Source organism: Dyadobacter linearis, assembly GCF_907165045.1.
In the GTDB taxonomy this organism is placed as follows: domain Bacteria; phylum Bacteroidota; class Bacteroidia; order Cytophagales; family Spirosomataceae; genus Dyadobacter; species Dyadobacter linearis.
This window is the reverse complement of the sequence record NZ_CAJRAU010000003.1, coordinates 773339-799561: the sequence shown is the minus strand read 5'-3', so window position 1 is coordinate 799561 and position 26223 is coordinate 773339. Positions and strand designations below refer to the sequence as shown.

General features: G+C 46.6%; 22 protein-coding genes. 9 read left to right on the top strand and 13 right to left on the bottom strand.

Going from position 1 to position 26223, the window contains the following annotated elements; all coding sequences use genetic code 11:
- The first annotated feature begins 13 nt into the window (after nucleotides 1–13).
- The 4 genes from KOD92_RS13710 (at nucleotide 14) to KOD92_RS13695 (ending at nucleotide 4194) form a co-directional block, all read left to right on the top strand.
- Complete coding sequence (locus KOD92_RS13710; RefSeq protein ID WP_215234133.1) at nucleotides 14–871, top strand: phytanoyl-CoA dioxygenase family protein; 858 nt, start codon at nucleotides 14–16, stop codon at nucleotides 869–871.
- 134 nt (nucleotides 872–1005) lie between these two features.
- The gene (locus KOD92_RS13705; RefSeq protein ID WP_215234132.1) at nucleotides 1006–2211 is read left to right on the top strand and encodes a Gfo/Idh/MocA family protein; all 1206 of its coding nucleotides are present in this window, start codon (nucleotides 1006–1008) and stop codon (nucleotides 2209–2211) included.
- A 60-nt stretch (nucleotides 2212–2271) separates the two neighbouring features.
- Nucleotides 2272–2751: a single-stranded DNA-binding protein gene (locus tag KOD92_RS13700; RefSeq protein WP_215234131.1), complete on the top strand. Its 480-nt coding sequence runs from the start codon at nucleotides 2272–2274 to the stop codon at nucleotides 2749–2751.
- 126 nt (nucleotides 2752–2877) lie between these two features.
- A complete protein-coding gene (locus KOD92_RS13695; RefSeq protein ID WP_215234130.1) occupies nucleotides 2878–4194 on the top strand; it encodes a transporter associated domain-containing protein in 1317 nt (438 codons plus the stop codon).
- A gap of 8 nt (nucleotides 4195–4202) precedes the next feature.
- Here the strand turns inward: KOD92_RS13695 and KOD92_RS13690 are convergent, their stop codons facing one another.
- The 5 genes from KOD92_RS13690 to KOD92_RS13670 are packed head-to-tail and all read right to left on the bottom strand — an operon-like array spanning nucleotide 4203 to nucleotide 11169.
- Entirely contained in the window at nucleotides 4203–4628 is a 426-nt protein-coding gene (locus KOD92_RS13690; protein ID WP_215234129.1) for a hypothetical protein, read from the bottom strand.
- A gap of 31 nt (nucleotides 4629–4659) precedes the next feature.
- On the bottom strand, nucleotides 4660–6099 hold the full coding sequence (locus KOD92_RS13685) for a RagB/SusD family nutrient uptake outer membrane protein (RefSeq protein ID WP_215234128.1): 1440 nt from the start codon (nucleotides 6097–6099) through the stop codon (nucleotides 4660–4662).
- Nucleotides 6100–6137: 38 nt separating this feature from the next.
- Nucleotides 6138–9575, bottom strand: coding sequence for a TonB-dependent receptor (locus KOD92_RS13680; RefSeq protein ID WP_215234127.1), 3438 nt, complete (start codon nucleotides 9573–9575; stop codon nucleotides 6138–6140).
- Nucleotides 9576–9597: 22 nt separating this feature from the next.
- Entirely contained in the window at nucleotides 9598–10599 is a 1002-nt protein-coding gene (locus KOD92_RS13675) for a FecR family protein (RefSeq protein ID WP_215234126.1), read from the bottom strand.
- Nucleotides 10600–10614: 15 nt separating this feature from the next.
- Complete coding sequence (locus KOD92_RS13670; protein WP_215234125.1) at nucleotides 10615–11169, bottom strand: RNA polymerase sigma factor; 555 nt, start codon at nucleotides 11167–11169, stop codon at nucleotides 10615–10617.
- Between the two features lie 173 nt (nucleotides 11170–11342).
- On the opposite strand from KOD92_RS13670, the gene guaB reads away from it, so the two are divergent.
- Nucleotides 11343–12815 carry an IMP dehydrogenase gene (gene guaB / locus KOD92_RS13665; RefSeq protein ID WP_215234124.1) on the top strand — a complete coding sequence of 491 codons (1473 nt, stop codon included), beginning with the start codon at nucleotides 11343–11345 and terminating at the stop codon, nucleotides 12813–12815.
- A gap of 120 nt (nucleotides 12816–12935) precedes the next feature.
- Here the strand turns inward: guaB and KOD92_RS13660 are convergent, their stop codons facing one another.
- Together KOD92_RS13660 and KOD92_RS13655 are read right to left on the bottom strand one after the other, a co-directional pair.
- Nucleotides 12936–13592: a DedA family protein gene (locus KOD92_RS13660; protein ID WP_215234123.1), complete on the bottom strand. Its 657-nt coding sequence runs from the start codon at nucleotides 13590–13592 to the stop codon at nucleotides 12936–12938.
- Between the two features lie 30 nt (nucleotides 13593–13622).
- The gene (locus tag KOD92_RS13655; protein ID WP_215234122.1) at nucleotides 13623–14420 is read right to left on the bottom strand and encodes a phosphosulfolactate synthase; all 798 of its coding nucleotides are present in this window, start codon (nucleotides 14418–14420) and stop codon (nucleotides 13623–13625) included.
- Nucleotides 14421–14585: 165 nt separating this feature from the next.
- On the opposite strand from KOD92_RS13655, the gene KOD92_RS13650 reads away from it, so the two are divergent.
- Nucleotides 14586–15056 (top strand): PaaI family thioesterase, encoded by a 471-nt coding sequence (locus KOD92_RS13650; protein ID WP_229254667.1) that lies wholly within the window; start codon nucleotides 14586–14588, stop codon nucleotides 15054–15056.
- On the opposite strand, the gene KOD92_RS13645 is transcribed toward KOD92_RS13650, so the two are convergent.
- Entirely contained in the window at nucleotides 15057–16904 is a 1848-nt protein-coding gene (locus tag KOD92_RS13645; protein WP_215234121.1) for an ABC transporter ATP-binding protein, read from the bottom strand.
- Nucleotides 16905–17036: 132 nt separating this feature from the next.
- On the opposite strand from KOD92_RS13645, the gene mazG reads away from it, so the two are divergent.
- From mazG to KOD92_RS13630, 3 genes are all read left to right on the top strand, one after another.
- Entirely contained in the window at nucleotides 17037–17870 is an 834-nt protein-coding gene (mazG, locus tag KOD92_RS13640) for a nucleoside triphosphate pyrophosphohydrolase (RefSeq protein ID WP_215234120.1), read from the top strand.
- Nucleotides 17871–17965: 95 nt separating this feature from the next.
- On the top strand, nucleotides 17966–18475 hold the full coding sequence (locus KOD92_RS13635) for a coiled-coil domain-containing protein (protein ID WP_215234119.1): 510 nt from the start codon (nucleotides 17966–17968) through the stop codon (nucleotides 18473–18475).
- Nucleotides 18476–18482: 7 nt separating this feature from the next.
- Nucleotides 18483–19145 carry a thiamine diphosphokinase gene (locus tag KOD92_RS13630; RefSeq protein ID WP_215234118.1) on the top strand — a complete coding sequence of 221 codons (663 nt, stop codon included), beginning with the start codon at nucleotides 18483–18485 and terminating at the stop codon, nucleotides 19143–19145.
- On the opposite strand, the gene KOD92_RS13625 is transcribed toward KOD92_RS13630, so the two are convergent.
- The 5 genes from KOD92_RS13625 to KOD92_RS13605 all read right to left on the bottom strand — a co-directional run bounded on the left by KOD92_RS13625 (nucleotide 19146) and on the right by KOD92_RS13605 (nucleotide 26218).
- Nucleotides 19146–20789: a M1 family metallopeptidase gene (locus KOD92_RS13625; protein WP_215234117.1), complete on the bottom strand. Its 1644-nt coding sequence runs from the start codon at nucleotides 20787–20789 to the stop codon at nucleotides 19146–19148.
- Between the two features lie 21 nt (nucleotides 20790–20810).
- Nucleotides 20811–21791 carry a Kelch repeat-containing protein gene (locus tag KOD92_RS13620; protein ID WP_215234116.1) on the bottom strand — a complete coding sequence of 327 codons (981 nt, stop codon included), beginning with the start codon at nucleotides 21789–21791 and terminating at the stop codon, nucleotides 20811–20813.
- A gap of 141 nt (nucleotides 21792–21932) precedes the next feature.
- Complete coding sequence (locus tag KOD92_RS13615; protein WP_215234115.1) at nucleotides 21933–23309, bottom strand: glucoamylase family protein; 1377 nt, start codon at nucleotides 23307–23309, stop codon at nucleotides 21933–21935.
- A gap of 21 nt (nucleotides 23310–23330) precedes the next feature.
- A complete protein-coding gene (locus tag KOD92_RS13610; protein WP_215234114.1) occupies nucleotides 23331–24683 on the bottom strand; it encodes a glucoamylase family protein in 1353 nt (450 codons plus the stop codon).
- A 41-nt stretch (nucleotides 24684–24724) separates the two neighbouring features.
- On the bottom strand, nucleotides 24725–26218 hold the full coding sequence (locus KOD92_RS13605) for a RagB/SusD family nutrient uptake outer membrane protein (RefSeq protein ID WP_215234113.1): 1494 nt from the start codon (nucleotides 26216–26218) through the stop codon (nucleotides 24725–24727).
- Nucleotides 26219–26223 lie beyond the last annotated feature (5 nt).

Genomic DNA, 26223 nt, shown 5'->3' with positions numbered 1-26223 from the left:
AAAACTGAAAGCTATGGCAAGTTTTAATTTAAATTCCACTCAGGTTGAGGATTATCACCGCGACGGTTATGTCGTAGTAAAGGGCCTCTTTTCCGAAGAAGAAATAGCCAAATTGTATAATACAGCGCTGGAAAATTCGGTCATGCAAAAGAATGCAATGGATCTGAATGATCAGTCTGGAAAGAAGACGAAGCTTTCGCTGTGGTTTACTCCGGGAGATGACGTTTTTGGTTATTTGATAAGAAGCGAGAGAATGGTCAATTCCGTGTGGCAGTTGCTGGGCGAGGAAAGTCAGGTTTGCCATTTCCATACCAAACTCATGCAAAAGGAGCCGAAAGTGGGCGGTGCGTGGGAGTGGCACCAGGATTACGGATATTGGTATAAAAATCAATTCATTTTTCCGGACCAGCTGATGAGCGTGATGATCGCATTGACGTCCGCAAACAAAGAAAATGGCTGTTTGCAGGTAATCAAAGGTTCGCACAAAATGGGCCGAGTCAATCACGGTTTTGCCGGCGAGCAGGTTGGGGCCGATATGGAAATGGTTAACCACGCTTTGAAAACGATGGATCTGGTATACTGCGAAATCGAGCCGGGCGATGCCTTGTTTTTTCATAGTAACCTCTTGCACAGATCGGAAGCTAATTTGTCCGATCACCCGCGCTGGTCGCTGATTTCTTGCTACAACTCTCAATCGAATATAGCCTACGCCGAAACATCCCCATCCTGGAAAGTCCCAGTCTCCATAGTCCCGGACAGGGCACTATTAGAATGGGAAGCCAATTCATTCGGCAATGCCGATTTTCTCAAAAAAGAAGACGACCCGGCTTTGAAAACGACGGGGTGGGAGGCGGAGGTGAAAACTCATTAGGGAAATAGTTGTGTATTGTTCGGTGTTGTTCGGTATTGTCATTCTTGGTTTGATAAGAATTAGAAGCAATCCCGAACAATCCTGACCAATAATAACCACCCTGACCAATTGAACACGATAATGACCAAAATTTTATGCAAAAAATAGCAATGCTAGGCTCCGGCTTTATTGGGCGGTTTTATGCTGAATCTATTCACGGGCAGCGTGGCCGCGACAGGGTTGTGGCTATTTATGCCCGCCGCGACGAAAGTGCTCAAAAGTTTGCTGCCGATTACGGTTGCGACTTCTGGTCTTCCAATATGGAGGAAGTGATCGCACATCCTGATGTGAATATGGTATGTATTGCATTGCCGAATAACATTCACGAGCAGGCGGTAATGCTTTGCGCCAAACATAAAAAGGCGGTTGTTTCGACCAAACCCTTGGGCAGAAATGGCGAAGAGGCTCTGCGCATGATGAAAGCTGTTGAAGAAGCAGGCATTTTTGCAGGTTACCTGGAAGATCTCTGTTATACCCCAAAATTCCTGAAATCGCTGGAAAGTGTCAAAAACGGTTCGCTGGGCCGCATTATTTGGGCGAAGTCGCGCGAGGCGCATCCGGGGCCGCATAGTGAGTGGTTTTGGGATATTGAACAGGCGGGTGGCGGCTGCATCCTGGATCTGGGCTGCCACTGCATTGAGATTTCACGCAATTTTATTGGAAAAGATATCCGGCCGGTGGAAGTAATGTGCTGGGCAGATACGCAGGTGAAACCGATCGATGCGGAAGACCATGCCATTGCATTGGTGAGATATGAAAACGGCGCGATCGGGCAGTTTGAGGTAAGTTGGACTTTCCGTGGGGGAATGGATTTACGCGACGAAGTGATGGGAACTGAAGGCACGATCTGGATCAATAATTTCCTGAGAACGGGTTTTGAAATGTTTACCACCGGGCAAAACTCGGAAGGTTCAGGAGAAGAATATGTAGCTGAAAAGGCTGAAAGCAATACAGGCTGGCTATTCCCGGTGGGAGATGAAGTGAATGATCTGGGCTATAATCACATGTTTACGGATATGTTCAACTCCGCCGAAAAAGGTACCGAGCCGGCTGAGACTTTTTATGACGGATACGTGGTGAATGCGGTGATCGACGCGGCTTATAAATCGGCCAAAACCAAACTATGGGAGAAAGTTGAGCTGCCTGTATGGCGCGGTAAAGAGGGTGTTACAAAACCTTCGAACTACGTTTCCTACAATGAAGATTACTATTTAATTAAAAAAGAAGTAACCCACGACGGGCGCAATAAATTGATTTTGAAAGATAAGATCAGCGGCAGGATAACTGAGCGGGACATTTAGCGGCGCATTTGTTTTTATATTTTTATCTTTAAATCATCATTCAATCCACAACTAAGAATCATGGCAGGAAGTGTTAATAAAGTAATTTTGATCGGTAATCTGGGCAGTGACCCGGAAGTTCGTTACCTGGAAAGCGGCTCGGCAGTTGCCAAATTCAATATCGCTACCACCGAGAGCTATACCAATAAAAGCGGCGAGCGCGTGGACAATACCGAGTGGCACCGCATTGAACTCTGGGAAGGTCTTGCCAAAGTAGCAGAGAAATATCTCAAAAAAGGAAATCAGGTTTATATCGAAGGACGTATCCGCACCGACAGCTGGACGGACAAAGAGGGCCAGCAGCGCACAGGCGTTACCATCCGTGCCAATAGCATGACTTTACTCGGCGGGCCTTCAGGCTCAACGCCAGGCGGGGAAAGCAGCGGTGGATATCAGCAGCAAAACCAGCAGCCACGGGCCGCACAAGCACCACGATCTTCCGACCCAATCCCGCCATCGCTGGCATCAGGCAGTAACGACGACGACGATCTGCCATTCTGATTTTTTTGAGGATTAAATCGTTGGTTCAGCAGAGATAGTGTAATTATTGGGCTGGAAGTACCTTTTTCGAACCATAATAGCTACATTTATCTTATTGAAATTTAAATCAACAATTTACTATATTCCGTGAAGGAGACCGCAGACAGTGACGACCCGCTTGCCCGAACGCGTACGGGGATTTCAATTCCCCAAAAATGTACGCAATCCGTTCTGGCAGGGGCATTTGTACCCGTTGATTTCTTAGCTCCCTACGATTTAATCCTCGTAATTTTTCTATTCCTCTTCTCATTATCCCTTTCCGGAATCCGCGCCGCTTATGCCGCCGCCGGCGCAATGGAAAATCCCTGGGACCGAAAGCCCGACGAAGAAAATCAACTTCCTACCCGCATTCAGCAAACCGCATTATCGCTCGTTCAGCGCGCAATCACACTTTTTGCGTTGTTACTGGCTGTCCGGCTTGTCTGGATTTTTCTGGAAAACCCACAAAACGAGAATTTCCGCTGGCTCGGATTGGCCCTGCTTGCTTTCTGGATCTGGGTTGATGCGATCGTGCGCTATAATGCAGCCCGGCGCGCAAATGAGATTATTCCCCGCATTTCGGGATTGACTCGGTTTTTGATCAAAATCTGTCAGCCGCTCACGCAGCCCGTTTTGAAACTGGGTTACTTCTTCGGCATATTCACGCCGGAAGGCGCGCAGATCACGACCGAAATGCTGGAAGCGAAAGCGGAAAGTGAGGAAGAAACCGACCTGCTCCGCGGCCTGGCCAATTTCAGACAGACGATCGCGAGAAAAGCAATGCAAGCCCGGTTGCATATCACCGCCTTCGATATTGACCTGGATTTCCATGAATTAATGGACAAGATCAATAAGTCGGGCTACTCGCGGGTTCCTATATTCCGCGACGATCTGGATCATGTGGAAGGTATTCTGAATGTAAAAGACCTGCTGCCGCATATTCATCTCGACGAACATTTCAACTGGCAAAAGTTAATCCGGCCAGTCTACTTCATCCCGGAAAGCAAGCGACTGGACGATCTGATGAAGGATTTTCAAAGCAGGCGGGTACATATGGCGATCGTGGTGGACGAATATGGCGGAACCAGCGGGCTGATCACGCTGGAAGATATTATTGAGGAAATATTCGGGGATATTAATGACGAATATGATGAAGACGACGAGGTTAACTACACCCAGGTAGACGAAAATACCTACGTTTTTGAAGCCAAAGTACTGATCAATGACCTGTGCAGATTACTTGGTCTGGAAAGCGACTATTTTGAGGAAGTAAGAGGCAATAGTGAATCGCTGGCCGGTTTGCTGCTCGAATTGTTTTCGAGATTACCGAGAACCGGCGAAGTTGTTACCCACAGAAAAGTGACTTTTAAAGTACAGTCTGCGGATAAGAAGCGGATCAAAAAAGTGAGGGTATTGGTTGGCTAAAAAGCCTGTTATTGATCAGCTGGGAGGTTTTTAGGAGAAGCTTTGGAAAAATACCTGATTTGATACAATTCTTGATTTTTACCGGAAAGATAGGGAGCCTGCGCTTTTTTTAGCACAAGGCTCCTTTCATTTAAATCCAATATCTGATATCCATTGATCACTTTTCCAGTCGAATCCAGGTACACGAGTGAATCTTTTGAGATCAGTTTGTAAGCAGATTTTCTGTATTCTCCTTTGCGCCGCTCGAACAAAGATCCGTCCTTTCTGTATTCAAAATAAGACCAATGCGCGTCTTTGGTATCATTGGTAAAACTGAATCCATTTACAAAATTCGAAATGGAATCAGTTCTCCACAAGCCCACAATATTCTCTTCATGCGACGAGCAACCGCTCAATATCCATGAGAACGCAAGAATGATCAGTGAATTTTTCAATATCCGGCTTGACTTATTTTTTTCTAAAATATCAATAATTGCTATTCTGGACCAAAGTACCATTACTCAAATCCACTTCGCGTTGCGGTAGCGGGAAATAGTAATGTTTTGGTTTTACAAAGTTACGCGCCGGCTTGCTAGGTCCGCGGTCGATCTTGTAATGTGCCGAAATATCGATCAAACCTGCTTTGTCCCAGCGCATCAAATCCTGATGGCGCTCGTTTTCACCCGCCAGTTCCACGCGCCTTTCGTGCATGATATTCTTCATCGTCGCATTCGTGATTGCCGCCAATCCTGCGCGTTTTCTAACTGCATTCAACTCCGCATCGCCATTTGCACCAGAGCGGATCTTCGCTTCTGCCGCCAGCAGGTATACATCGGCAGTTCTCAAAAACGGTGCATTCAGACTTTGGCTCATATCCCCGTTTTCAGCGAACTGAGTGTACTTTTTGAATGCATAGCCCGTTACCCGCGTCATATTTTTTGCAAAAACTTCTTCGCCCTGCGCATTGCGGTCAACCTTGTCGCCCGGACTGAAAATCGAAGAAGACTTACGCGTATCGCCGGTTTCAAATTCTTTAACCAAATCCTCAATAGGCTCATGAAATCCCCAGCCGCCGAAAGCCTGCGGCGTGTGGTAAAAAGTAGGGGAGTTATCTGTTGTCCAGCCGGTTTCGTATTGAAGTGAGAATAATATCTCAGGATTGTTTTCGGTAGCCAGCTCGAAATTCTGGTTAAATCCGGTCGCCAGTTTGTAGGCAGCATTGGAAGTTACCTTCGTGCTCGCTTCGATCGCTTTGGCCCATTGTTCTTCGTAAACATACAATTTGGCCAAAAAACCATTTGCTGAACCTTGCGTTACCCTGCCCGCCTCTGTGGCCGCGTGCGACACGGGAAGCAGAGAAGCTGCTTTCAAAAAGTCCGATTCAGCTTGGGCGCGTACTTCTGCCAAAGTGGATTTCGGTTTATTGAAATTCAATGCCAATGCATCTTCTTCCAATAAAATGGGTACTTCGCCGTAAATCAGCGAAAGTCTCCAATACACAAAGCCACGCAGGAAATAGGCTTCACCCAAGCTGCGGTTTTTCAAAGTTTCGTCCATTTCAACCTTCGGCGCATTGATCAAAACTGCATTGGCCCGCGAGATAACCTCGTATTTCGTTTTCCACGTAGCCAGGATATGCGAGTTGGAAGCGTCGAAAGTGAACATTTCGAGCGAAGTCTCATCCGAGTGGTCGCCGGCGCGGTTCATATCGTCCGAGCAATTGTCGAAAGTATATTCGGTGTGCGCAAAACCGTCTTCGTCGAGCAGCGGCGCGTAAACCGCATTCACGGCAGCAACTACATCGTCGCCATTTCGCCAGTATTGCTGGGAAGTGACCTGTCCGTAAGGTGTGGTTTCAAGCAGATCGTCGCAGCTGGTGAGCATGGCGAGAGCGATGTATGCAGATAGTATTGTTATTTTTTTCATTGTTCTGAAAGTCTTGGGTGTAAATCGAACTTGGGATTTTAGAAACTCAGCGTAGCTCCGACTGTCCACGTGCGGGCTTGCGGATATTGCGCATAATCCACATTCAGCTGGTTGTACGATCCATTGCCAACGTTCCCTACGTAGCCCAGTTCAGGGTTAAGGCCCGAATATTTGGTGAAAGTCAGGATATTCTGGCCGGTTACATAAATCCTCGCCTGCGACATTTTCAGTTTACCGATCGCATCTTTTGGAATTGTGTATCCCAGCGTCAGGTTTTTCAATCGCAGGTAATCGCCTTTTTCAACAAAAAGATCAGAAGGGCGGAAGTTGCGGTTTGCGTTGTCAATGCTCACCCGCGGTACCGTATTGCCGGTTCCAGCTCCGTGCCACCGCTCATTTGCCTCCGCATACAGATTGAAAGAATAGCTCGCGTCGAGTCCCTGCATTCTGTCTGCATTGAAAATCTTAGAACCACCAACCCCTACAAAAAACAGGTTAAGGTCAAATCCTTTCCAATTTGCGCCTGCCGAAAATCCGTAATTTACCTTCGGTTGCGGGCTTCCGATGATCGTGCGGTCGTCGTCGTCGACAATCCCGTCACCATTCAGATCCTGAAATCTGACATCGCCTGGCTTGATCAGCCCGTCGGTGCGGCGCGAATCGTTTGCGATATTCGCATCGGAATCGATTTCTCCCTGGCTTTGGTAAATCCCGTCGGTTTTGTAACCATAGAAAGTACCGTAAGGCTGGCCTTCATATGTTCTTACAATTTCCTGCTGGCCGCGACCGTAAAGCTGCGTCGCCAGGAAACCTCCCGGAGTAGCAAGTCTTGTGATTCTGTTTTGGATAAAAGTGGCATTGCCGCTCAGATTGAACGTAACTGCACCAACTGTGTGGCGGTAGGAAGCTTCCAATTCCAATCCTTTATTTTGCAACTGACCAATATTCTGGTCCGGAATAGTAGCTGACCCGATCGTGCCTATTGAAGGCGGTGCGAGCAGCATATCCTTGGTATTTTTGATGAAATAATTGGCAGAGAAGAACAGGCTGTTTTTAAAAAGCTCCATTTCTAAACCAAAATTGCTCATTTCAGCAGTTTCCCAACCAATATGCAGGTTAGCCAACCTGCTTTGCGCCGCACCTGAAACCTGATTCTGAACACCACCGTTACCAAATGCATAACGGTACGTAGAGTTGATCAATGCGAGATATTGCAGGGAAGCTACATTCTGGTTACCCAGTCTGCCCCAACCGCCGGTCAGCTTGAAGTTGCCAAACATCGGTAATGCATTTTTGAAAAAATCCTCTTCGGAAATCCGCCAGCCTGCCGAGAATGCCGGGAAGTAGCCCCATTGATTTCCGGGAGCAAATTTGGAAGAACCGTCGCTGCGGACTGTTGCAGTAAGTAAATAGCGATCTTTGAACGAATAATTAACCCTCCCGAAAAAGGAAGCAAGTGCATCGTAGCTCCTGCCGCCGTTTCCGCCATTAGCCAGCGGTACTGCCACAATCGTTCCTGCATACTGCATGTATCGCAGCGAAGGATCTTCACTTGGAAAGTCGCGTCCCCACTGATTCGAGAAAATATCATTGAATGTCTGCGAAGTGTAGCCGCCTGTCAATCCAAGAGAATGTTGGCCAAAACGCTTATCATACGAAAGAAAATATTCCTGCAAAAAAGACCAGTTTTTATCATTTCCTACACTTAGCTGGTTGTAAGAATTGGTCCTGAACTGGTCGTTGATCTTCACATCAAAAGTGTGGCTTTGTGAGAAAGTAGCGTCGGTAGCCAGGTTTGCACGCAGTTTCAAACCGTCTGCTATTTCAATCTCACCAAAAACACTACCTAAAAAACGGTTACGCGCATTGTCTTTATCCTGCGTATCTACCGTGAAAACCGGGTTGTTAATATCTCCGAATGCACCCAATCCCTGCGTAGAACCATACGAGCCGTCTGCATTTCTGACCGGCAAACCCGGATGAAAACGGATCGCGCTCCACAGCAGACCTGTTTGAGAAGATTGTGTATCAGGGCCGGTATTATGTGTATTTGTAAACTGGAAATTCTGTCCGATCTTGATTCTCGAACCTATTTTGTGATCCGAATTGATGCGGAATGTGAGTCGCTTGTAGCTAGATTTCCCGACGATCCCGGTTTCTTTATAGTAACCTCCTGAAATCGAAAATGTCGAATACTTGCTTCCGCCACGGATCGACGCGTCGTAATTCTGGGTGGAACCTCGTTGCAAGATCTCGTCCTGCCAGTTGGTAAGTTGGGTTTGGTACTTCGTGTCGTTCCAGATTTCAGGAATCGCGAGTCCGTCGTTGGTGTAAGCTTCCTGCTTCAAAACTGCCAATTCGCGGGCAGTGAGCACGTCCAGTGTTTTAATGCGGTTGGAAACCCCGGCGTATCCGTTTAAAGTAACCGAAAGCGGATTATCGAACTTGCCCCTTTTGGTAGTGACAATGATCACCCCGTTTGCCGCGCGCGTCCCATAAATAGCCGAAGCCGAGGCATCTTTAAGAATTTCAATCGATTCGATATCGTTCGGGTTTACATCATTCATCGTCCCTGAAGGAATTCCATCGATAACAACGAGCGGGGAGGAGTTGTTGACCGTACCAAAACCCCGGATCTGAATAGAGCCTGCATCGCCCGGTGCGCCGCCATTTCTGACAACATTCACACCGGCAGCTCTTCCCTGCAAAGCCTGCTGCGCGCCGCCGGAAGGAAGGTTTTGAAAATCAGCGCCTTTTACAGACGAAACTGCGCCGGTAATATCCTTTTTCTCCTGCGTACCGTAGCCCACTACGACCACTTCCTTCAATGCACTCACGTCGGGAGCCAGCGATATATTGATAATATCCTTATCCACAGCGATTTCCTGACTTACATAACCGATGAAAGAGAATTTCAAAGTCGCGTTCTGATCCGGCACCGTGATGCGGTATTCGCCGTTTTCGTTGGTGGAAGTCCCCTGCTGCGTTCCTACCAGCAGAATATTCACTCCCGGCAATCCGTCGCCTTTTTCGTCGGTCACTTTTCCCGTGATATTCCGGTCAGCTGCATTGGATTGAATGCCACTATCACCGATAGCAGTTTTTAAAACGGGCTTTTTCCGAAGTAGTATCCTCGAAGTGCCCACGACCTCGTAGGAAACGTTGAGTGGCGTGAGAAGTTGATCAAGTACCTTACTCAAAGGGCCTTTCACTTCCTTAACCGTAACGTTCTGTACTTTCTGAATGCTCGATGTACTATATACGAACTTCACATCGGCCTGCTTTTCGATCATTTGCAGGACCTTTTTGATTTCAAGAGACTCCGTTTTCAGGAAAATCTCCTTGTTGAGCAGTTCCTGACCGTAAATAGCATGCGCGAACGATATGCCGCAGCATAATACGGAGATCAGCAGTTGTTTGGCCGTGATTTTCATGGCGCTGTAAACAACCCGGTTGAGGGGTATTTTTTTATGCATAGTTATTTGAGGTTTATCTTTTTTATTCATTAATACATCCGGCTCCCTGAACAAATAGCGCAGTACCGCGTCTTTCATAAGAAATGTTGGCCGACTTACATATCAGGTCAAGTTGCTGGAATAGGGTCAATCCGTTTAAATCACCGGTGAAAAGGCACGAATCCGCAGTGTCGTTTTCGAGTACAATATCAATTCCGTAAGATTTTTCAAGGGAGGCGAATACACTTTTGACAGGTATTTCGGAGAATGTAAAACCGTGATCTGTTTCGCGCGCAGGAATGAGCAGCGATGGATTTTCAACGATCGAGAATTCCATTTTCCTTGATTTTTTGTCAAATATGATCTTCTGGTTCGGCGTGAGTATTACCCCATTTTTGGTTTTGGATCTGGATTCATTTCCTTCATAAACCGAAACGCGCCCGGTTTTCACCCGAACTTCCACTGATGCTGACTTGTCGTAAGATTTTATATTAAAGCTTGTTCCTAAAACCTTGGTTACCAGGTCGCCGGCGTGCACGATAAATGGTTTGGCGGTATTTCTTTTGATCTCAAAAAAAGCTTCTCCGTGGAGGTAAACCTGTCTGTTTTTCTCACCGAAATGCCCAGGAAAGCTCAGGCTGCTATTTTTTTTCAGTGTAACAATACTCCCGTCTTCGAGTGTCACATGTTGTGGTTTATCCGAAGTATTCCTGAATTCCATCAAACCTTTACCCGTGATCAGATCTGCATTAGCTGCTATTTCCGCAGGGTCATTTTGAACAAAAACCCACACACCGATCGCAATTAAAACCGAAGCCGCAGCAGCCAGCCATGGTATTGATCTCAAAATAAGAAGCTTACCGAATGTAGTCCTGAATAGTTTCGCCTGAATGCGCTTTCCGATAACCTCTTTTTCATTTTCAAAAACAGCCGAATCTTCCATCGGATTGTTTTTAAAATATTCCAGAACAAAATCCTCCTCCTCCTGCGTGTGCTGGCCGGAAAGATATTTGTTGAGGGTCTGCTGAAAATCGTACTGGTTCATGGCTTGTTGAAATACTTAATTATCGCTTTGGTAGATCGACAGATTGTCTTTCAAAATTTTGAGGGATCGGGTAATATGGTATTCCACAGCTTTTTCGGAAATGTGAAGTTCTTTGGCAATGTTCTTAACTGATTGATTTTCAAAGCGGCTCAGCTGAAAAACGCGGCTGGTCTTCTCCGGAAGTTTTTTCATCGCCTTGTCGATCGCCTCCGAAAGATCATTAAACTCGATGTTTTCTTCCGTAGAAGATATTTCTTGCATTTTGTTGAGCAGCACATATTCCTGATACCTCCGCCACGTAATTTTTGACTTTACATGATTGGTAATCAGGTACTTCATCGAAATGACCAGGTAGGAACTGAGATGCTTGATATTGCTTTCCGCACGTCTGTTCCATAGACTTTCAAACAGGTCGTGGACCAGTTCTTCGGCTTCTTCTTTGGAAGCTGTCTGGTGGTAGGCAATGCAAAACAACTTATACCAATACCGATTATAGACTTCCTCAAAAGCGCGTTTGCTGCTTTCAGAAAGCTGAATAACCAGTTGCTCATCGGTAAATATTGGCTTCATCAAATGCCAGCAGAAAATGGAATACAAAGGTATAGTCAAACAACAGCTTAATACCCCTAAACCGTTTTACCATTATTTTAATAATTTTTAAAAACGACTTGTTTTCACCTTTTTTTGGTCGACTCCTAACTTATAGCTAATTTTGCCCGGCAAATAACAATCGTTTATTTGCTATGAGCACAGACCCATCCAAAGTCCTCTTCGAGGCCCTCACTTACGACGACGTTCTTCTAATACCAGGTTATTCAGAAATTCTTCCTCGCAACACAACAACTAAAACCAAGCTTACCCGTAACATCGAACTGAACATTCCATTGGTGTCAGCGGCGATGGATACGGTTACCGAATTTGATCTGGCTATTGCGATGGCCCAGGAAGGCGGCATTGGAATAATCCATAAAAACATGAGCCTGGAAGCGCAGGCGGAGCAGGTAAGAAAGGTAAAACGGTCTGAAAGCGGCATGATCCTTGATCCGATAACGCTCAACGATACTGCTACCCTCGGCGATGCGCATCAGATCATGCGTGAGTTCAAAATCGGCGGTATTCCCGTAATTGACAAGGATCACAAGCTGATTGGTATCCTTACTAACCGCGATCTTCGTTTCGAAAGAGAAATGTTGAAGCCGGTTACGGAGATCATGACCAAGGATAAGCTGATCACAGCGACCGACGGTCTGTCACTCGACGATGCAGAGAAGATCTTGCAGGAATACAAAATCGAAAAGCTTCCTATTGTAGATTCAGCATACCGTTTGACAGGTTTGATTACCTACAAAGATATCCTGAAACGCAAATCTCACCCGAATGCATGTAAAGACGAATACGGCCGCCTGCGTGTAGGCGCGGCAGTTGGCGTAACAGCCGATCTTTTGAAAAGGGTAGAGGCATTGGTGAAGGCCGGTGTGGACGTGATCAGTCTGGATACGGCGCACGGTCACTCACTAGGTGTAATTGAAGCATTGAAATCTGTTAAAGCGCAGTTCCCGAAACTGGACGTGATTGCAGGGAATGTAGCCACCGGCGAAGGCGCGAAGGCATTGGCGGATGCAGGTGCGGATGCAGTGAAAGTGGGCGTTGGGCCAGGAAGTATCTGTACTACCCGTATCATTGCAGGTATAGGCGTTCCTCAGCTTACCGCAGTAATGTGGGCAGCGGAGGCATTGAAAGGCACAGATGTTCCGGTGATCGCCGATGGCGGTATCCGTTTCTCAGGTGATATGACCAAAGCACTGGCTGGCGGCGCAAGTACGATCATGATCGGTTCCATGCTCGCAGGTAGCGACGAGGCTCCTGGGGAAATCGTGATTTACGAAGGCCGGAAATTCAAAGCTTATCGTGGAATGGGATCGGTGGAAGCGATGGAGGACGGTTCAAAAGACCGTTATTTCCAGGATGCAGAAGACGATGTTAAAAAGCTGGTTCCGGAAGGTATTGTTGGTCGGGTACCTTTTAAAGGTAAAGTTTCAGAGATCGTTTACCAGATGGTGGGCGGATTGAAAGCGGGAATGGGCTACTGCGGCGCTGGCGACATTGCCGCTCTGCAAAAAGCACAGTTCGTTAAAATCACATCAGCAGGTGTCAAAGAAAGCCACCCGCACGATATCATGATCCAAAAAGAAGCACCGAATTATTCGAGGAGTTGAGTATTGGCTGTTAGCTATTGGCTGTTAGCCTTTAGCTGTTAGCGTAACGAAAAATGCCTTGCGACTTGCAAGGCATTTTTTGTAAAAATATTTTACCAACAGCTAATAGCCAACACCTCTCTACACCACCGTCGGTTTCGCAAACTTGCTTTTGAAATATCCGAAAACCATCGGCAGGACGGACAATCCTATAATTCCGAAAATAACGAGTTCGAAGTTCTTTTTTACGATCTCCATATTTCCGAAGAAGAAACCAAGTAATGTCAGTGCAGGTACCCACAGAAGTGCCCCTGCGATGCAGTAAATGATGTATTTGGAATAATTCATACTACCAGCGCCGGCTACGAAAGGCGCTACGGTGCGCACGATCGGAATGAAACGCGCCATAATTACCGTGCTTCCGCCGTGTTTTTCATAGAATGCTTCTGTTTTTTCAAGATATTCTCTTTTCAAGAATAATATCCTTTCCCTTTTTTTGATCTCTCCGCCCAGTTTTTTTCCTACGAAATAATTGAGGTTATCTCCCAATAATGCGGCAATGATCAGAAGAACGATGATCAGCCAGACATTGAGTCCGGTGGTTTCATTGGCGGCTATTGCGCCTGCTGCAAACAAAAGTGAATCTCCCGGTAGCAGCGGCATGATTACCAGACCGGTTTCGGTGAAAACGATCAGAAACAGGATTAGGTAGGTAAGCGTACCGTACTCCTGCACAATGTCAAAAAGATGCTTGTCGAGGTGGAGGAAAATGTCAATAAACTGCCTTAGGAATTCCATAGCTAATATTAGGTGAGTGATAATGCGTTATTACGATTTCGAATCGATCTTCCATTTCTGCTTGGTTTTAGCATTGAGGAAGTGGTTGAAAGTATCTCCGCGCAGACCGAGGCGGATCGTTTCAAGAGGAATAAGCTCAGTAGGGGCAATATTTCCAAGATTTACATTGGCACCGAGCAGTTTCACAAACCAAACCTGCTGCGATTTCTGGGGTGCTTCCCAAAGCATATCTTCAAATGCAATTTCGGTCAAAATTTCTTCCACCAGTCCCTGGCGCACTTCCCCGCTTGCACGAAACAAACCCACGTTACCAGATTCGCGCGCCTCACCGATCACTTTCCAGGCTCCTGCCTGCAATTCAGATTTGATCAGCTGGATCCATTTGTAGGGAGGAATGATTTTGTTTTCATCCTTAGAACCCACTTCGGATAAAACGGTCACCTGCTGGGCAAGCGTCCTGATATACTCGCACTTAACGTCCTGGTTCATTTCGATAGAACCGTCGGACACTTCTGCGTGTTTGAGGTCGTATTTGTCGAGCAGCTTGCGGTAATCGTCAAATTGATTTCTTACAACAAATGCTTCGAAGAGCGTACCACCGAAATAAACCGGTATGTTGGCATTCTTATAAACCGCAAGTTTTTCGTTGAGATTCGGGCTGACATATGAGGTAGCCCAGCCCAGCTTTACGATATCAATATAATCGGATGAAATCGATAACATATCCTCTGTCTCTCTGATACTGAGCCCTTTATCCATCACCATGGTGATTCCCTTCTGGCGGGGTTTCTGGGAGCGATCAGGAACCTGCGATAACGTAAAATTCATATATGAGTATGCTTTTATCTCTGGCAAAAACTGCGGTAAAGGTAGTAATAACCTTCAAAACATAGCAATTAAATCCACAATAATGACTGTGATTCCTAGATATTTCTACGATAATTACTATTTTTCGTCTTACGTTTCCAATGTTTATTTTATCAGATTTTTGCCATGAGTGAGTCGACAAAACCGGGGATTGACGGAGAAAACCAGCGCCTCGCTTTTTTACAAGCGCACATTGGAAAGCCGATGAGTAAAAGCAAATCGCCGGTCGGGCGGTGGCTCAACGGGAAGCTGACCGGTGTGCGGGAAGGCAGTATGGAAGTTGAATTTACGGTGCGCGAAGACATGACAAATCCGATGGGCAGCCTGCACGGCGGTATTGCCGCGACCATTCTTGACGAAGTAGTAGGAACAATGGTGTACGCGTTAGGGCGGGAATTCGCATGCGTGTCAGTCAACCTGAACTGTGATTTTCTGCATTCCGCCAGGATCGGCGACGTGATCACTGCCAAATCCTGGGTCGTCAGATCGGGCAAGAATATCATTCACGTGGAAGGTAAGATAGTTGACCTGGAAGGCAAGATCATCGCCAAATGTACCAGCAATATGATCCAGACTAACTTCCGGATCCCTTTTTGATCACAAATAGCCCTGCGCTTGAATATTGAACAATTCGGCATATTTGCCGTTCTGCGCAATCAGCTCGCCGTGGGAGCCGAACTCGATCAGTTTTCCTTTTTCCAAAAACAAAATCCGGTCGGCCATTCTCACGGTTGAAAACCGGTGGGAAATGAGCACGGCCATTTTTCCCTCGATCAGGTTAGTAAACCTTTTGAACACCTCGTGTTCTGCGCGAGCATCCAGCGCAGAAGTAGGTTCGTCCAAAACGATGATCTGGGCATCGCGCATGTAAGCCCGCGCGAGTGCGATTTTCTGCCACTGACCGCCCGAAAGTTCCGTGCCGTCTTTAAATCGTTTTCCCAAAACCTGCTCGTAATGATTAGGCAGCCTGTCGATCAGCTCGTGCGCCATACTTTTGTTGGCAGCACTTTCAATTGCATTTTTATCATCAATATGCGCAATGTCCCCGACTGCAATATTATCTGAAACGGTCATTTCGTACCGGATGTAATCCTGAAAAATGATACCAATATTAGCCCTCAGATCGGCGAGCTGGTAGTCCTGAATATCCACTCCGTCGATCAGAATGCGGCCTTCGGTTGGTTTGTAAAGTGAAGCCAGAAGTTTTACCAAAGTCGTTTTTCCCGCTCCGTTTTCTCCCACCAACGCAAGTTTTTCACCTGGCTTAATAGAAAAAGAAAGATTGCGCAATGCCCAAAAATCGTTGTCAGGATATTTGAAACCCACATTTTCGAATATGATCCCTTTCTGGATAGGATGCGGAATGATCTGGCCGTTTTCGTTGGCGGGTATGGTAGGTTGTATTGCAAAAAAGTCAAACAGATCCTGCAAGTACAGCGCATTTTCAGCAATACTCGAAAACCTTCCCATGATATTTTGGAGCATAGCGTGCATTCGCTGGAAAGACCCAGAAAGAAATGTCATGGTGCCGATCGTAATCATGCCGCTGAGCGTTTGCGCAAGCACAAAAACATATGCACCGTAATAGGCCAGCGTCCCAATCGCAGCGAGGACATACCCCCAGCCTGCCCGGGCGACTGCGATCTTTTTATTGGCATTATAATATTTGTCCGAAAGCGATTTGAACTGATTCGCGAGGTAATTTTCCAGCCCGAAAACCTTCACTTCCTTCGCTGTTTCGGCACTTGAACCCAGGTAACGCAGGTAATCCAGCTCGCGCCGCTCTGGCGTCCAACTCCTGGTAAGTGAATAGGTGCGTTCATTAAAATGAGTCTCTCCGATAAAGGAAGGAATCACGGCGACGATCAGAATCAATATCAGCCACGGGTTAAAAATAACCAGCCCAGCCCCCAACGACACCAATGTAAGCACATCCTGCATCTGCGTGAGCGTTTGTGAAAGCAGTACGGTACGCCCGGAAGTTTGTCGCCGCGCACGTTCCAGCTTGTCGTAAAATACCGGATTTTCAAACTGATACAGATCGAGCCGGGCCGCGTGGTGTACCAGATCTACCGAGGTTTTATTGGCTACCAGGTCGCCTAGCAAGCTGTCGAACAGGTTGATACAGCGATTCAGCAGATCAGAAATGATAGTAAGTCCAAGCTCGGCGGCTACCAGAAGCCAGAGATATTGCTGCGAACTCTCGCGGTGATCGATCAGATAGACAACCTGGTCAATGATTTCTTTACCTATATATAAGATAAGGAGCGGAAGTGCCGATTTCAGCAAACGGAACCCAATGTTCGCGATCGTGAGGGTTTTGTTTGTTTGCCAGACCAGTGAAAAAAATCTTGGCAGGTTTTGCAGCGCGGAGAAACGCTTTTTGAAGGATTGGTTAGTTGCGGTAGTCGGATTATCGGGACGTGGCCCGCGGGTTTTGCTCAATGATGAAGTTTTTGGTTAACGTTTTGAATAACATTTTAATAGTGAAAAAGTTCGCTGATCAGACTGTACTCAAAAGCGGGTTAATACACTCCAAAACAAGCCTGAGAAACTTGCATTGCCTATCTTTGTTTTATGGAAAAACACTTTGATTCGCTTCCAAAAGATCGTCAGGACCAACTGATGGCGTTTGATCGCTTGCTTACGATTATGGACGAGCTGCGCGAAAAATGCCCGTGGGACCGGAAGCAAACCCTGGAAAGTCTTCGGCATCTGACGATAGAGGAAACTTACGAACTGTCCGACGCGATCATCGAAAACGACCTGCCCGAAATCAGGAAGGAGTTGGGTGACATCATGCTGCATTTAGTATTTTATGCCAAAATAGCTTCTGAACCTTTGCCTAATAAAACATATCAATTTGATATTCAGGACGTATTAAATGGAGTTTGTGATAAGCTGATTTCCCGTCACCCGCATATTTACGGCGACGCTGTTGCAGATTCGGAGGAGGCAGTGAAGCAAAATTGGGAGAAACTGAAACTGAAAGAGGGAAATAAATCGGTATTGTCGGGCGTGCCGGCTTCGCTGCCTGCCTTGGTAAAAGCAATGCGGATCCAGGAAAAGGCCCGGGGCGCAGGTTTTGACTGGGATGAAAAGCAGCAGGTTTGGGAAAAAGTGCAGGAAGAGCTCGAAGAGTTCAAGCAGAATTTTGATATAGAAACCGGTAATGCAATCGACCAGAGGGAAGCGGAAGGAGAGTTTGGCGACCTTTTATTCTCACTCGTAAACTATTCCAGATTCGTCGATATTAACCCTGAAACTGCGCTCGAACGAACCAATAAAAAATTCATCCGCCGCTTCCAATATCTCGAAGAAGCGTCAAAGGCTGACGGAAAATCATTGTCAGATATGACGCTATCGGAAATGGATACATACTGGAACAAAGCCAAAGAATTGGGAGTCTGACCTGCAAATAAATACTCCTTTTTGGGGTATTGCGCTTGATGGTTTTCGTGAACATATTGCGGACGATTTATTACACATTAATAACACGCACGAGTATGTTTATCGAACAAAGAATTGATCAATTGGAGAATATATGTGTTGAACATGGAAAGCAGATTGATATGATAGCAACAGGACTGGCATCGCTGACAACACTGGTACATACTGGATTTGCAAGTGTCCATAAAGAATTGAACGTGATCAATGATCGACTCGACGATCACGCTATCAGATTTGACAGTCTCGAAGCAAAACTGGAGGTAAGGTTCGAAAAGCTGGAAGACAAGTTCGACCGGCTGGTAATTCGCGTTGACCGGATCGAGGTAAGGCTGGACAAACTTGAAACTCGAATGGATCAGAAATTCGAGGAAATGGATCAAAAATTTGCTGAAATAGATAAGAAATTCGACAAAGTCAATCAGCGCTTTGATGAAATGGATCAGCGATTTGACAAAATGGATCAGCGGTTTAACAAAATGGATCAGCGATTTGACAAAATGGATCAGCGATTCGATGAGATGACTCAGCAATTTAAGGAGCTGGTTACGCTGATAAAAAGTAGATAACTAAATAATGTCATCACACCATATTGTAAGAGAGAAGCAGGAGCCGGCGCTGATTATTGCTAACGGAGAAGCTTGCAGTGAAGAGCTACTCGGGCAGTTGCTCGAATGGAGCCCATTCATTGTCGTACTCGATAATGCAATTTACCGTGTACTGGAACTGGGCATTAAAGTGGATGTCTGGTTGGGCGATTTTGACGATCCGCACGATTTCGACGCAATACTTGCCCGCCAGCAACCCTTAGAAATTGTAAATGCGCCTGATACCGAAAAGACTGACCTTGAAAAAGGGATCGATTTTTTGATAGAAAGAGGATTTCCCGCAGCCAATATCGTGTGGGCAACCGGCCGCCGCGCCGATCATGCAGTGACCAATATCACAAACATGGTGCGGTATAAAGACCAGATCAGGCTCGTAATGTTCGATGATTACTCCAAAATATTCCCGCTTACCGGGACTTTCGAAAAATGGTATGCTGCCGGTACGCCCATTTCACTTGTTCCGATCGGAGCTGTGGAAGGTATTGAAACTTCCGGATTGAAATACAACTTAAAAAACGAAACCCTGACCTTGGGTCACCGCACCGGCAACAGTAATGAAGCCGAGGTGGATGGAATGGTCAGGATTTCTGCTAAAAACGGGGATATGCTGATTATGGAATGCTGGGACTAATTACGAAGTCTTGCTTTCCTTCGCCTCTACGTAAAAATTAGGATCGACGGTCAGTCTCTTTTCTGACTTTGCTTTGATCGTTTTCCACTCGGTAGTAGGGTAAATAAATTCCTCTTTCCCTGCGCCGATCTGCACCTTGACCGGCATTTCAAAACCCGCTACCACATTCGTCCAGCGGTATTGCAGCCCTTTTCCTCCAAAACTATATTCAAGAACCGGAATGCGCGTGTCGCGAAGGTATTGGTCGAAAACCTTGCTCAGATCCTTGCCGGACTCTTTACTTACATATTCTTCAATTTGTGATCCGTCAACTGTCTGGTGGTAAAATGTTTTATTCAAGCCCCGCAGAACCTGCCTCCACTTTTCGTCATCATTCACAACCTGGCGGATCGTGTGCAGCATATTTCCGCCCTTGTAATACATATCTTTCGAGCCTTCCTGATTCACACCGTAAATTCCTACGATCGGTGCTTTATTCTCAATTAGTTTGCGGGTGCCGATCACATACTCAGAACCTGCTTTTTTACCAAAATAATACTCAGTATATAGGTTTTCAGAATAGTTGGTAAAACTCTCATGAACCCACATGTCAGCCACATCTTTGTAAGTGATATTGTTCGCAAACCATTCGTGGCCACTTTCGTGAATGATAATAAAATCCCATTTCAGGCCCCAGCCTGTATTCGAAAGATCGCGGCCGCGGTAACCCATTTTGTAATCATTTCCGTAAGTCACCGAGCTCTGATGCTCCATGCCGAGGTATGGCACTTCCACCAGTTTGTAACCATCTTCATAAAAGGGGTAGGGACCAAACCAATGCTCAAATGCTTTCAGCATCATCGGGACCTGTTTAAAATGTTCTTTCGCTTTATCGAGGTTTTTAGGCAAAACGTAATAGCTAACCGGCAAATCGCCTTTTTCACCCTTGTAAGTTTCGTCCCAGCTCACATAATTCGCCACGTTCATATTCACACCGTAATTATTGATCGGGTTTTTTACCACCCAATTGAAAGTGCGGGTGTTATCGCCGTTTTCAACCATAGAAAGGAGCTTTCCGTTAGAAACGTCAGTCATTTTCTGAGGTACGGTAATGCTGATCTGCATACTGTCGGGCTCGTCGTACATATGGTCTTTGCAAGGCCACCACACACTCGATCCTAAACCCTGGCACGACGTTGAAATGATCGTATTCCCCTGGCCATCAGGTATCCACTGCACGCCACCATCCCATGGCGGGTTCTTCGCAAGCCTCGGTTTACCAGAATAAAACACCTCGATACTCTCTGCCTTTCCTGTTTCCTGTTTCTTTTTCAGGTCAATAAAAAATGCATTGCCGTCGCGCTTAAATTCGAGCGATTCGCCGTCCTGGATCACTTTACTGACCAGCAGCGGCTGCTGCAAATCCACTTGGATACGCTGATTTGGCTGCAATACCTTGTAAATGATCGTGGTACTGCCGCTCAGAGTGCTGTCCTGCGCATTGGGCTTTACCTTCAAATGATAGTAAGTAAGGTCCCACCACGCGCGTTCGGGTGTAATGGAGCCGCGGAGGGTATCGGCGCGGGTGAATTTGTGTTCCTGGGCAAAACCGGAAACCGAAATAGCCGATAGTATCGCGCAAAAAACGGATTGGCGTAAATTCATTCGTGTGTTTTGATAATTCGATTACTTATTAAGGACTTCCATATCGTTCAGCTCCGGCCCGCCGCCGCGATTGGCCGAGCCAGCTGCGATAAATATCTTTTTGTTCAGAGACACAGCCTGCGTTCCATGCCGGCCCTGGTACAGCGAAGGCATTTTCTCCCACTTATTAGTTTGAGGGTCAAATGCTTCTACTTCATTGTGCGCCTCCACATGCGCGTCACTTTCGCCACCTATCACCAGAATTTTATTGTTGTAAACGACAGTCGTATTTCCCGCGCGCAAGGTTGGCAAGTTGTTTTCGGCAGGTAGCGTAGTCCATTTACTAGTTTTAAAGTCAAAAACGTCCACTTCCTTGATCACTGTATTCAAAACCTGATTAATGCGCGCCGTCGAAAGCCGGCCGCCTGCCACATATAATTTGTTGTTTAAAACAGCTACTTGCACGTGATCTCTCGGTCGCGGCGCGTCGGGAAGTGTTTTCCAGGTTTCAGTTGCCGGGTCAAATTCATCGAACCACGTCACCTGTCCGTCCCAGTGCCCATCCTGAATGCCGCAGACAAGATAAATTTTATCATTCATCACAAATGCACCCGCTGCGCCCCTTCTTCGGTTTTCAGGAATGGAAGCACCTTTTCGCCACTCGTTTTTAATCGGATTGAATATATAAATGTCGGGGATCGGTACTTCGTGCGGGTAGCTGCCGGTAAAAGCGCCCAGCACATAAATTTCGTTTTTGTAAGTGACCGCCTGAAAATGGCTCATTTCAAGCGGTGTTTGCGCCAGACTTGTCCATGAGTCTTTCTTGAAATCATATTCGTCGACCGCTTTCAAGCCGCGGCCACCCAGGAGGTACAGCTTACCATTAGCGGTCGCCATCGCATTTTCATGTCTCTTTTGAGGAAGGTTTTCAGGCTCGGACACCTGCCACATCTGCGCCGGGGCAGTCAGGGAAAGCAGGTTGAAAAGCAGGATCGGAAATATTGATTTGTAGTATCTATTCATGATTTTAATGTTTAAATGAGCCGGTAGGGCACTATTTGAGCGTGCCATTTCAAGAAAACACTATCAAGGTACAATTATATTTTATAAAACCGAAAGACCAGCGGCTGGCTGGTCTTTCGGTTAATTTAGGTCAAAAAGTGGTCAATTTTTACTGCTTGTTTCCAGCGCCGGACTTTCAAAACCCAGCTTTTTTAGCCCGGTCTGAACATCCTTATCTTTCATAAACAGGTTCCATAGCAAACCTGTGCGATAGTTCTCGATCATTACGATAATCGGTCCCTGGTCAATAGCAAGATGCGACTTAGCATACCAGTTCTGGGATTCATTGAATGCATCTACAAACCCATATTCACTCCAAATCTTGTCACCCAGGTCGTCATAAAAGTGGCGTAATGCTTTCATGGATTCTCTGGGTGTATAAGGGAAGGAAGAAAGCGCTGCGGTGGGGGTTATCGTGCCGAAATCATTGGTTGGGGAATGCGCATTGTAGCCATTGTAGGTGTCGCTTGCAGTCAGTCCCCAGCTATTTTCTCCGTAGCCTTTAAATTTCCCGGGGTTTGCGACGCAGTGTTTATAGTTGATCAGAGTATGATTAACATTTTGCTCCCAATAGTCTACATACTGGTCTTTCAAATTGCGCGGGTCAAGTCCTACGAATGAATAATGCGCAAAGAAAAGCGGGCCGCCGTAGTCAAAACCAAGCGGCAGTTTGACTCCATGAAATTCTCTTCCATTCTTGAAATGATCACTTTGTGCCCAGCATTTGTGGTAAACTTGCGGAGCGATCGGATAGCGCGGAGAAGATGCTGCCAGAATGTAAGTGATCAGCGTTTCGTTGTAACCCCGCAGTTCGAAGTTCATCGCCCAGCCGTGATTCGGACTCCAATGCCAGTACAGCTGATTCGGGTTTCCCTGCGTGTACCAATCCCACTCCGCCTCGTTCCAGATCCATTGAATGCGGTTTCGCAAATCTCTTTCCAGGTCATTATCCTTATCGAAATACTGGCGTGCGGCCAGTAGGCCCTGGAATAAAAAGGAAGATTCAACCAGATCGCCGCCATCGTCTTTTCGACCAAACGGGATCGTTTTACCCGTTGCGCCATTTAGCCAGTGTGGGAAAATACCGTGGTAGTGATCGGCTTTCGAGAGAAATTTGACCATCTTCAATAAACGCGCCGCAACAGAATCGCGCGGCTGCCACTTTCTTTCAGCGGCAACGATCATCGCCATAATCCCAAAACCAGTACCGCCGGTGGTAACTACCTCGTCACCATAATCGAAAGCTATATTGCTACGCTCGCGTGACATGCCGCTTACCGGGTGCCCAAATTCCCAGAAATAGCGGAAAGTTTGTTTTTGCACCAGTTCCAGCAAGGCAGTATCGGACAGATTTTTCGGCCGATCCGCTGCGTTGAAAGTCGCTGGCTTAGTAGTGGTTGCTTTCTTCTTTTGCGCCTGGCTATCCACTTTTGCAAATAGCAATAGTATTCCCAGGATATAATAGAAGGAAATTTTCATGATTGAGTTTTTAGGTACTACTTAATTAATGTTCGGACTCGAAAATCCGAGCTTTTTCAAACCGATCTTCACTTCGGGGGCGCTCATAAAAAGATTCCACGGCAGCCCGCTGCGGTGATTTTCGATCATAATCACAATCGGTCCCTGGTCGATCGCGAGGTAGGAATCTGCAAACCAGAACTGATCGATAGAGAATGCGTCATGAAATCCGTATTCTCCCCAGAGTTTGTCGCCGAGCTTGTAATAGAAGAATTTTAACGCCTTCATGGATTCAGCCGGCGTGTAAGGAAATGCAGATAAAGCCGCGGTCGGCGTAATCACGCCTTTGTCGTTTGTGGGAGAATTCGCATTGTAACCGTCAGGAATATCGCTCGCCGTCAGTCCCCAGCATTGGTCACTATAACCTTCAAATCCCTGCGGGTTGGCAATACAGTAGTTATAGTTAATTAATGTATGATTTTTGTTTTGGGTAAAATAATCAGTGTACTGATCTGTAAGTCCCGTGGGATTCAATCCTAAAAAAGAATAATGCGAGAAAAACAACGGACCTCCGTAAGCTTCTCCGAGTGGCAGGTTAATGCCGTAATAGCTATTCCCATTTTTCAAATCGCCCGATCTTGCCCAGCCATTATCGTAAACGGCCTTTGAAATACCGTGCGTTGGCGATGAGGCCGCGAGCGCATAAGTGATCAGACATTCGTTCCAGCCACGGATCTGGTGGTTCATTTCCCAGCCAAAATTCGGGCTCCAATGCCAGTAGAGCACATTCTCTTTGTCTTTCTGAAACCAATCCCATTCAACACCTTCCCAAATCGCGTTGATATCAGCACGTAATGCAGTTTCAGCCGGTGTATTCGCGTTAAAATATTGCCTCGCCGTCAGTAATCCCTGCACCAGAAATGCAGTTTCCACCAGATCAGCCCCATTGTCTTTTTCACTAAAAGGGACAACCGCGCCGGTAGCGCCATTCAGCCAGTGTGGAAATGCGCCGTGAAATTTCTGCGTATTGCTTTTCAGAAATCCGGCAATCTTCTGCATTCTTTCCAAACCCTGAGCACGCGTAATGAATTTTCTTTCTACCGCGATAGGGATCGTCATCATGCCAAATCCACTGCCGCCGCTCGTCACTACATCGCCGGAGGTATTACGTTCCCGCGCGAGTCCGCTCACCGGATGCGCAAAATCCCAGAAGTATTTGAAGGTTTGTTGCTGAACCAGGGTAAGCAGCGCTTCATCAGATATAATCGGAAACTTGTTTGTAGTGGTATCCACCTTCGCCGGGGCGGCTGGATTGGGGTCGCTCTCCGTTTTACAGGAAACCCCAAACCAAACCAAAACCCAGAAAAGAAGAATGTCTCTAAAACGCAATATCATTCATTCAATCATTCAGTCATTCAGTCATTCAGTCATTAACCTCAATACCCCGGATTCTGAACCAGAATACCTCCGCTTAGCTCGATCTCATTCTGAGGTATCGGCCAAACTTCATTTTTGTTAGGCTTCCAACCCTTTGGACCAAAAATCTGTTCAGCTCTTCCCTGGCGGATCACATCGAAATAACGGTCGTTTTCCATGGCAAGCTCAACGTGTCTTTCATGCCAGATTGCATTCCGTAAAGCTGCTTTATTTGTCGTTGTAACCTTTGGAAGCACATTTTTCGAAGTACCTCTTGCGCGGGCACGTACCATTTCAAGTGAAGCAAGCGCCTGCGTTGTGTTACCCAGTTCGTTGGCCGCTTCTGCATTCATCAATAAAACGTCTGCATAACGGATCACCCTGATATTCTGCTGGACTCCCTCGTTAAAACCAGAGACGAACATGCTGAACGGAACGTACGATTTTTGATTGTACATCGGGTTGTCACCAATTTTTGGGATCACGTCACCGGAAGGCGTGGTTTCGCCGCGGAAGATAATGGTCGCATCTCTTCTCGGGTCTCCGGTTTCAAAGGAATCAGCCAATGCTTCGGTAGGTACATTAAAACCCCAGCCACCTCCGACTACACCTCTTACCCCTTGAACCTGAGAGTACTGCGAGTTCGATGCGTCTTTATTTGCGGTGAACAGCTCATTTTGGATTTCGAAAATAGATTCGACAGAGTTCTCATTTGGAACCCGGAACAACGCATCATATTGAGGAAACAGCGAATATTGTCCCGACGTCATTACCGCATTAGTCAAATCAAAAACCTGCTGCCACTTAGCCTGGTACATTGCCACTTTTGCATGGAGCGACTGTGCCGCTCCTTTGGTTGCACGACCTACATCAGCTGCGCCGTAGTTCACTGGCAGCGTAGCAGCTGCTTCCGTCAAATCCTGTTCAATCGCAGCGTAAACTTCCGCTTTCGGCGTGCGTGGTAGGTTATATTCAGTCGCATCTTTTGGAATAGCCAATCGAAGCGGTACATCGCCGAATGCTCTCACCAGACGGAAATAGGAATAAGCCCGGACAAATTTTGCCTCCGCGATATAGCGGGCTTTAAGCGTTTCATCCATGCTGATCGCAGGAATGTTTGTAATTACCTGGTTTGCATAGTTGATATTCTGGTATTGACCTTGCCAGAAACCACCCAACTGCGCGTCGTTGGAGCTAACTACAAACCTGTCATAATCATTGAAAAACGTCGCATCAGATGCAGTTGAGCCTTTTTCAGCATCGTCAGAACCGATATTTTCGACTGCGATTGCAGCGAACGCGGTGTTGTTCCAGCCGCGGAGGTTAGCGTACATAGCATTCACAGCCTTGGTCGCGTCGCCTTCATTTTGCCAAAAAACTGCTCCCGCCTGCTTTCCCTGCGGATCAGTGTCCAGGAAGCTTTCGTCACAAGCCGAAGGGATAATCAGCATACCGGCCAGGCCAAGGTATAAGCTGGTTTTCCTGAGATGATTTCTAAAATTTATATAGTTCATGTTGA

What these genes read in the sequence shown, in the direction of transcription:
- guaB (WP_215234124.1), top strand. Translation starts at nt 11,343, where the DNA reads ATGAGCACAGACCCATCCAAAGTCCTCTTCGAGGCCCTCACTTACGAC.
- KOD92_RS13605 (WP_215234113.1), bottom strand. Translation starts at nt 26,218, where the DNA reads ATGAACTATATAAATTTTAGAAATCATCTCAGGAAAACCAGCTTATAC.
- KOD92_RS13650 (WP_229254667.1), top strand. Translation starts at nt 14,586, where the DNA reads ATGAGTGAGTCGACAAAACCGGGGATTGACGGAGAAAACCAGCGCCTC.
- KOD92_RS13610 (WP_215234114.1), bottom strand. Translation starts at nt 24,683, where the DNA reads ATGATATTGCGTTTTAGAGACATTCTTCTTTTCTGGGTTTTGGTTTGG.
- KOD92_RS13625 (WP_215234117.1), bottom strand. Translation starts at nt 20,789, where the DNA reads ATGAATTTACGCCAATCCGTTTTTTGCGCGATACTATCGGCTATTTCG.
- KOD92_RS13685 (WP_215234128.1), bottom strand. Translation starts at nt 6,099, where the DNA reads ATGAAAAAAATAACAATACTATCTGCATACATCGCTCTCGCCATGCTC.
- KOD92_RS13710 (WP_215234133.1), top strand. Translation starts at nt 14, where the DNA reads ATGGCAAGTTTTAATTTAAATTCCACTCAGGTTGAGGATTATCACCGC.
- KOD92_RS13630 (WP_215234118.1), top strand. Translation starts at nt 18,483, where the DNA reads ATGTCATCACACCATATTGTAAGAGAGAAGCAGGAGCCGGCGCTGATT.
- KOD92_RS13705 (WP_215234132.1), top strand. Translation starts at nt 1,006, where the DNA reads ATGCAAAAAATAGCAATGCTAGGCTCCGGCTTTATTGGGCGGTTTTAT.
- KOD92_RS13615 (WP_215234115.1), bottom strand. Translation starts at nt 23,309, where the DNA reads ATGAAAATTTCCTTCTATTATATCCTGGGAATACTATTGCTATTTGCA.
- KOD92_RS13660 (WP_215234123.1), bottom strand. Translation starts at nt 13,592, where the DNA reads ATGGAATTCCTAAGGCAGTTTATTGACATTTTCCTCCACCTCGACAAG.
- mazG (WP_215234120.1), top strand. Translation starts at nt 17,037, where the DNA reads ATGGAAAAACACTTTGATTCGCTTCCAAAAGATCGTCAGGACCAACTG.
- KOD92_RS13680 (WP_215234127.1), bottom strand. Translation starts at nt 9,575, where the DNA reads ATGCATAAAAAAATACCCCTCAACCGGGTTGTTTACAGCGCCATGAAA.
- KOD92_RS13655 (WP_215234122.1), bottom strand. Translation starts at nt 14,420, where the DNA reads ATGAATTTTACGTTATCGCAGGTTCCTGATCGCTCCCAGAAACCCCGC.
- KOD92_RS13675 (WP_215234126.1), bottom strand. Translation starts at nt 10,599, where the DNA reads ATGAACCAGTACGATTTTCAGCAGACCCTCAACAAATATCTTTCCGGC.
- KOD92_RS13635 (WP_215234119.1), top strand. Translation starts at nt 17,966, where the DNA reads ATGTTTATCGAACAAAGAATTGATCAATTGGAGAATATATGTGTTGAA.
- KOD92_RS13670 (WP_215234125.1), bottom strand. Translation starts at nt 11,169, where the DNA reads ATGAAGCCAATATTTACCGATGAGCAACTGGTTATTCAGCTTTCTGAA.
- KOD92_RS13620 (WP_215234116.1), bottom strand. Translation starts at nt 21,791, where the DNA reads ATGAATAGATACTACAAATCAATATTTCCGATCCTGCTTTTCAACCTG.
- KOD92_RS13700 (WP_215234131.1), top strand. Translation starts at nt 2,272, where the DNA reads ATGGCAGGAAGTGTTAATAAAGTAATTTTGATCGGTAATCTGGGCAGT.